The organism is Pseudomonas laurentiana, from assembly GCF_014648275.1.
Lineage (GTDB): Bacteria > Pseudomonadota > Gammaproteobacteria > Pseudomonadales > Pseudomonadaceae > Aquipseudomonas > Aquipseudomonas laurentiana.
On record NZ_BMQU01000021.1, the window covers coordinates 71475 to 78882 of the forward strand.

Sequence of the window (7408 nt, forward strand, 5' to 3'; positions counted from 1 at the left end):
ATAAAAAGGGGCCGCTACCGAGGGGGGCAGGGTAGCGAGCGGCCCCGGAGTAAACGCTTAGGTCAGGGTGGGCAGCGCGCCCAGCTTGCCTTTGTGGTAGATCATCGGCGTGGCGGGCTGATCGGGCAGGATCAGATTTTTTACCGCGCCTACGATGATGGCGTGATCGCCACCGTCATATTCGCGCCATAGCTCGCATTCAATGATCGCGGTAGCGTTGCTCAGCAAGGGGTTACCCAGCGCACTGAGGTGCCACTCAATGCCTTTGGCCTTGTCTTTGCCCTTGCCGGCAAAGGCATAGGCTTCGGCCTGTTGATCCGCTGCGAGCAAGTGAATGGCGAACTGCTTGCTGTTGCGCAGAATCGGGTAGGTATCCGACGCGTAGTTAGGGCAGAACAGGACCAGTGCCGGGTCAATCGACAGCGCGCTGAACGCGCTGGCGGTGATGCCGACGATGTCGCCCTGCGCGTCCAGGGTGGTGACCACGGTCACCCCGGAAGGGAAGGAGCCCATGACTTCTTTGTAAATGCCGGGTTCGATCATGATTCAGGTCTCCTAGCGCATGACAAACGGGTCGGGCATCGGTGCCTGCGAGAGGTTGATCCATACCGTTTTCAGTTCGGTATAGGCCAGCACCGATTCGATGCCGCTCTCGCGACCGTAGCCGCTATTCTTGAAGCCGCCGATGGGCGCCATGGCCGATACCGCGCGGTAGGTGTTGACCCAGATAATGCCGGAGCGTACGTCCCGGGCCAGGCGGTGGGCACGGCCCAGATCGCGTGTCCAGATACCGGCAGCAAGGCCGAACTGCGAGTCGTTGGCAATCGCCAGGGCCTGGGCTTCGTCTTTGAAACGAATCACCGAGGCCACTGGGCCGAACACCTCTTCTTGCATGATCTTCATCGAGTTGCTGTCGCACTCGAACAGGGTTGGCTCATAGAACCAGCCACCGCCGGCAATGTCCGGACGCTTGCCACCCAGGCGCAGACGAGCGCCTTCTGCCAGGGCATCGGCCACCAGGCCTTCGACGACCGCCAGTTGCTGGGCGGTCGCCATCGGGCCCATCTCGGTGCTGTCGTCCTGCGGGTTGCCGATACGAATACGTTTGGCGCGGGCAATCAGGCGCTCAACGAACTCATCGTAGATTTCGTCCTGAACCAGCAAGCGTGAACCGGACACGCAACTCTGTCCGGAGGCCGCATAGATACCTGCGATGGCACCGTTGATCGCGCTGTCGAGGTCTGCGTCGGCAAAGATAATGTTGGGCGATTTGCCGCCCAGCTCCAGCGACAGCTTGGCAAAGTTCTCGGCGCTGCTGCGCACCACATGGCGAGCCGTGGCAGCACCACCGGTAAAGGCAATTTTGCGCACCAGGGGGTGACGGGTCAGGGCAGCACCTGTGCTGGGGCCGTAGCCGGTCACGACGTTGACCACACCAGGCGGAATGCCCGCTTCCAGGGCCAGTCGGGCCAGCTCAAGAATGGTGGCTGAAGCGTGTTCGGACGGTTTGAGCACGATGGTGTTGCCAGCGGCCAGGGCTGGCGCCAGTTTTATCGCGGTCAGGTACAGCGGGCTGTTCCACGGAATGATCCCGGCCACGACGCCAATGGGCTCGTGCACGGTGTAGGCAAACATGTCCGGCTTGTCCAGCGGCAGGGTGCCGCCTTCGAGTTTGTCGGCCAGGCCGGCGGTGTAGTGGAAAAACTCCGGCAGATAGCCCACCTGGCCGCGGGTTTCGCGGATCAGCTTGCCGTTGTCGCGACTTTCCAGTTGTGCCAGTTGCTCTTTGTTCTCGGCGATCAAATCGCCAAGGCGGCGCAGCAGCTTGCCTCGCGCGGTTGCGCTCAGGCCTCGCCAGGCCGAGCTTTCGAAGGCTGCCTGGGCCGATTGAACGGCACGTTCGACATCGGCTTCGTCGGCATCGGGCAGCACCGCCCAAGGCTCGGCCAGTGCCGGGTTCAGGCTTTCAAACGTTTTGCCGTTAAGGGCATCGACCCATTCGCCGCCGATGCACATCTGGAAGCGTGCGAGTGTCATGCAACGATCCCCTCTATCTGGTTGTGTTGGTTTTGTGCGTTATCCAGAAAGTTCAGCAGCACCTGGTTGACCAGGCGCGGCGACTCTACCGGCATCATATGCCGCTGTTCGTCGAGTATTGCCACTTGTGCGCCGGGAATGCGCTCGGCCAATTGCCGGGCCATCTCCGGTGTCGAACCAGGGTCCAGTTCGCCGGTGGCAATCAGGGTGGGCACCCGAATGCTGCCGAGGTCGTCAGCGCGGTACATGTCCTGCGTGGCGAACAACTCGTAGGTGGTCAGGTAGCCTTGTGGATCATTGCTGGCCAGGGTCTGGCGGATCGCTGCAATCTGTGCCGGGTTGGCGGCCTGATACTCGCGACTGAACCAGCGTGACAGGGCCGCTTCGGCATTCGCGTCCGGTCCGTGTTCAGCGGCCTGGGCGGTTCGCGCAATGACACCAGCGCGTTGTTCCAGGCTGCGATTGAACACGCTGTTAAGGATCACCAGCCCCTGTAAGCGCTGCGGATAGTGCAGCGCAAAGGCGCGAGCGACCAGCCCGCCCATGGAGAAGCCAATTACGGTCGCCCGCGGCAGCTCAAGGTGCTCAAGCAACTCCAGCAACTGATCGGCATAGCCCAGCAGGTCGGTACCGACGGGCGGGCGCTGGCTGGCGCCATGCCCGAGCATGTCGTAGGCAATGACACGGTATTTTGTGGCCAGGCCTACGATCTGCCCGCCCCACATTTCTTTATTCAGGCCCACGCCGTGGATCAATATCACGGGCTGGCCTTGGCCGGTCGCCAGGTAACTGGTGCCAGCCGGTGTGCGTTCAGCAGTGAGCCGAATCATGGAGCGCTCCTACATGCTGTGTGGGTTACTGCGCTTTCTCAGCGGCCAGTTCTTCCAGATCGATGTAGCGGTTGCCGATACGCGGGTGCAGACGGCCACCGTCGGCACAACCCAGGACCACAACGATTTCATCGGCACGCGGTGCATCTTCGATCTGCATTTCCAGCGTGATGTAGTGCGAACGCAGACCTTCATCGTCCTTGTGCATCATCGGAATCTGGATCGAGGTGCCAGGGCCACCGCGCTTGTTGGTGAAGCTCAGGTAGCTTTTGGCCTTGACCGCTTCACGGTAATGATTGCCAAAACGCAGGGTATGGATGACAGCGGAAGCGTGTTCGATTTCACCGTCGGCACCGACGACGGCTGCCTTGCCGTAGGCTTCGATTTTTTCCGCGCCGCCAATGGTTGCGACCAGGCGCTCAACCATCAGGGCACCGAGGTCGGAACAATTGGCACGGATTTCCGGCTTCAGGTCTTCAACGAAGCCGCGGCCCAGCCAGGGGTTCTTGATGACCACTGCCAGCCCAACCATGGTCACGGGCTTGTCTGCGGCTTTACCGCCTTCGATGAAGGTTTCTTCGACATAGCTGACGATTTTGCGAATTTCAAAACTCATGAGCGGCTCCATCTGAGGGAATAAGGTTTGTGCGTATGATGGTATACCATAATACTGTAAGCGCAAGTCCCTCAGGTGAGTTTGTAGGGCAAGAAGGCGACAGATGGCCTGCAAACGTCGATTCAGTCGTCTGCTTGATGGGAGGAGGGATGGGCTAAGCGGAGGAGGGCAGCGCGGCACGCGCTACGCCCATCAGGTCGGCGTAGCGTGTGAGGTGGTCAATGATGGTTGTTAGCGGAACTCGAAGAACTCATAGCGCAGATTGCCTTCAGGAATCTGGTGCTCGCGCATCAGTTCCTTGACCTGTGCCAGCAGCCCTTTGGGGCCGCAGAAGCTGATCTGGATGTGCCGTGGATCGGTTTCGCCGGCGACCCGGCGCAAGGTTTCGGCCAGGTGATCGGCGCTGCTGTCATGGCCGACGAACTCGGCGCCACGCTCTTCAGCCATGGTCTTTATCTGCTCGGCACTGGGGAACGCTCGCGAGGGGTTGAAGCAGTAAACCAGTGTGACGTTGTCGAAGTGCTTGGCGGCTTTGTCCTGTAGCCAGGAAACGAACGGCGAAATACCCACCCCGCCACCAATCCAGATTTCCCGCCGGGCATCGGGCAGGCGCTTGAAGTGCCCGTAAGGCGCATAGATATCGGCCAGCATGCCGACCTTGACCTGTTTACGCAGTGCCTGGGTGTAATCACCCAAGGCGCGGATCACGAAGTGGATGTGACCGTTGTCTTTATGGGCGCTGGCGATCGTGAACGGGTGCGGCTCACGCAAGCCCTTTTCCTTCATGGCCAGGAACGCGAATTGCCCGGCCTTGAACGGGAAACCACGATGGACCGGTGCCAGTTCCAGGTGCAGTGAGCCCTTGGCGATGGACACTGCAGCGACCTTGTACTCGCCCGCTGTGGCAATGAAGGGGTAGAGCACCAGTTTGTACAGCGCAGCAATGACCCCCAGGCCACAGAGCACGGCCAACCAGATGCCGGAAGGGCTGTTCAGGGTAATCGGTGACTTGAAGCTCAGCCAATGGGCAATGACGATCAGGAACAGCGGGCCGGAGAGTTTGTGCCACCAGCGCCAGACGCTATAGGGAATGTTCCGGTTCAGGGCCAGTAACACGATCATGCCCAGCGCCACATAGCTCAGTTGGCGCACCAGGCGCGTCCAGTACTTGGAAAACTCCACAATCGCAGCACTGTTCCAGGCATCCAGGTTGGCTTTGAACACCAGGTGGTAGCTGGCGAAGACCAATGCCCAGATACCAAGCCATTTGTGCGTTTCGTACACCCGGTCCAGCCCGCCGAACCATCGCTCGATGAGGTGCCAGCGAGCGGCCAGCAGGCATGAAGCCGCCATGTTGGCCAACGCTGCGGCGCCCAGCACCAAGCTGACGGTGGCCGAGGTCATCCAGGTGTCTGAAGGAATTTCAAGCAGAATGGTGAGCGTGGTGACCAACAGAATACCCACGACGCAGTGCCAGCTTTTCAAACGGTTAGCCTCCAGTTATCAACGTTAATAGCTTAACGGTTTTCGAGGCGGTCGGTGCTGACCTGGGTCACTGGCGTGCCGACGGTGTCAGTAATAACGCTACTGTAGTTCTGTGCCTTGATGCTCCAGCCCGCAGTTCAGATTCATTTCCATACTTCCATGCCAGTTGAGGCGGCAATTCTCGTGGTGTGGCCCAGTAGGTCAGCACGGACTTCACGTGAGATAAACCTCTGGCTTCGGTCATTTAGCCATCTCCCTCCGCACGGTGCGCGTTAACCACGGTCAACGTGCCTGTCGACCCGAGGTACATCCGGAAGGCGCTGTTCGACAAGCTTCAGGATCGAATCGAACGCTTTACGCTTGGCAAAAAGTGGGAAGGTACTGCGCGAGTGCTTGTTCAGATAATCGTTATACCAACCGAACTCCAAGCCAACTAATTTTTGCTTTCGGTCTATGGCTACCTCTGTAAACCTCGACCACTCATAGGTATGGTGATGGAAATCTGTGTGCAAATCGCGGTAGCGCGCTGAATTCATGGAGGCATGTGTCAACATCACGCCACTGGGTCCGCCAACAGCGCCGATCAGGAGCGCCGGATCATTGTAGGCGCTAGCCATGCACATAAATGCAATCGCCGTAAATGCTGCCAACCCCTTCAAAAAAGTGAGTGTCCACTCCGGAAAAATCTTCCATTTACAAAATTCTGCGCCGCTTGCTGTAAAGCGGTAGGCGAAGTTCATTCTCTGTTGGGTCATGCACACCGCAGGCGTCGATATAACAAAGAAAAACAAAATATAAATCATTGCTTTCGAAAATCCAGGCTCGAACACTGATGTGTGATATTGGTAAAGTGCAAGCCCAAAAACTATAGTCAACATCACAACCAATAGACCATTGGCTATAGTCGTATTATAGTTTCGAGCCTTGATCCTCCATTCCAGCAGCTCTGGTTCATGTGCATACTTCCACGTCAGTTGTGGAGGCAGTTCTCGTGGCGTGGCCCAGCGGCTCAACAGGAACTTCACGCCAGACAAACTTTCTGAAACCTTCATTTCGCCATCCCCTCTGGCACCTGAAGGTTCAACCCGTAGAGGCTGTGTTTCTCCAACTTCTGTTCTTCAGGCAGCATGTCAGTGAAAAGCGTATTTTGCCGCTCGGCCTCACGTAAATCGTCGCGCAGGGCCACGCGGAACATGTAGCCACGGGCGTCTGCGCGTTGATTGAGCGGTGGCGGGTAATGCACTTCCAGCTCCAGCGCTGTATTGCTCTTGGGCATCGCCACCCAGGCCTGCCACACGCGGTGTTGATCCTTGGCCCGATAGGCAAAATCGCTCTGTAATTGCTGGCCACCGGCGGCCTCCGGCAGTTGCCCGGCCAACTCAGGATCAACCCAATGACCGCGCAGAAAGTGCTCATAGAGCGGGTCTTGCTGCGGCGTGTGATAGACCGGCGTGCCTTCGCTGTCGATGAGTACCGGTTGCAGTTGGACAATACTGCCCGCCAGGGTGGCGGGGAGCAGCAGTTGTACCCAGAACCCCAGGCAACGTTGTGGCCCACGGTCCGGGTAGGTGTACACCGCCCGGGCCCAGACGCTGGGTCGCTGCAGGATCTCAAGCAAGGCCATCAGTTGGGTTTTATGGCCGTCAACGCCCACCCAGGTGCCTTCCGGGGCCTTGCCCCAGCTACAACGGTACAACCATAGGCGCAGGCCTTCGCGCTTGTACCGGTTGGCATGTACTGAAAACAGCAGATAGGCAATACCGAGTGCGCTCAGAACAATAGTGACTGGTGAGGACATGATCCAGGCGAAGTTGAACCAATAGCCTGCAATCGCTCCCGCAAGCTGAAAGCTGGCAACACCCGCCATTCCGAGCAGCGATAGACGCTTCCACTCCAGTGCATCTTTTTCATCTTCATTGCTCGCCCTCGTAATATCCTTGGACACCTGCCATGCCTCAACACCCGCAGCAATTGCACCAAGCGCCGCCCAGGTTGCAGTACGGGCAATCAATCGCTTGGCGGCCTGCGCGAAGTTAATATCGCCTTGAGCCAGCCATGCCCTGGCGCCCGCTTTCGTAAGTTTCGTGATCTCGTTACCCAACGGTGCAAACATCCCTTGCGCCCGATTCCACCCCGGCCCCACACATACGGCCATCATTGCGTTACCGGTATAAGCGGCATTGGCGGTCATCATCCGCAGTTCGTTGCTGTTGAACAGGCCGTCGGCACTCGCTTGCTCAAGGCTGTACAGGGTGTTCCAGACATTCAGCCCGACCAGCATCAGCGGCAGTGACTGGCCGAAGTGCTTGCCCATCCATTCACGGCTGCGGGCGTTGAAGCGCTCGCGCTGTTGGCTTTTGAGCCGGTGCTGCGCCAAGGCCTCTTTCTGCCCGAGGTCGCCCAGTTGTTCATGGAGGTGATCGACCTGCACGTTCAGGCG

Annotated in this window: 6 protein-coding genes and 1 pseudogene; all 7 read right to left on the bottom strand. The window is 58.7% G+C overall.

The genetic code is table 11. The annotated features are described in order from the left end of the window. Positions 1–57: 57 nt before the first annotated feature. On the bottom strand, positions 58–543 hold the full coding sequence (locus IE038_RS19565; protein ID WP_189396154.1) for a flavin reductase family protein: 486 nt from the start codon (positions 541–543) through the stop codon (positions 58–60). 12 nt (positions 544–555) lie between these two features. Next, the gene (locus tag IE038_RS19570) at positions 556–2037 is read right to left on the bottom strand and encodes an aldehyde dehydrogenase (RefSeq protein WP_163938995.1); all 1482 of its coding nucleotides are present in this window, start codon (positions 2035–2037) and stop codon (positions 556–558) included. Further along, positions 2034–2867, bottom strand: coding sequence for an alpha/beta fold hydrolase (locus IE038_RS19575; protein WP_163938997.1), 834 nt, complete (start codon positions 2865–2867; stop codon positions 2034–2036). Before IE038_RS19575 ends, IE038_RS19570 begins: the two co-directional genes overlap by 4 nt. Positions 2868–2892: 25 nt before the next feature. After that, positions 2893–3483: an amino acid synthesis family protein gene (locus tag IE038_RS19580; protein WP_065761139.1), complete on the bottom strand. Its 591-nt coding sequence runs from the start codon at positions 3481–3483 to the stop codon at positions 2893–2895. A gap of 231 nt (positions 3484–3714) precedes the next feature. Beyond that, the gene (locus IE038_RS19585; protein WP_163939000.1) at positions 3715–4968 is read right to left on the bottom strand and encodes a ferredoxin reductase family protein; all 1254 of its coding nucleotides are present in this window, start codon (positions 4966–4968) and stop codon (positions 3715–3717) included. A 272-nt stretch (positions 4969–5240) separates the two neighbouring features. Then, positions 5241–6020: a hypothetical protein gene (locus tag IE038_RS19590; protein WP_189396155.1), complete on the bottom strand. Its 780-nt coding sequence runs from the start codon at positions 6018–6020 to the stop codon at positions 5241–5243. After that, positions 6017–7408 (bottom strand): annotated as a pseudogene (locus IE038_RS19595) (T6SS effector BTH_I2691 family protein); the annotation flags it as partial. The gene IE038_RS19590 and the pseudogene IE038_RS19595, both read right to left, overlap by 4 nt.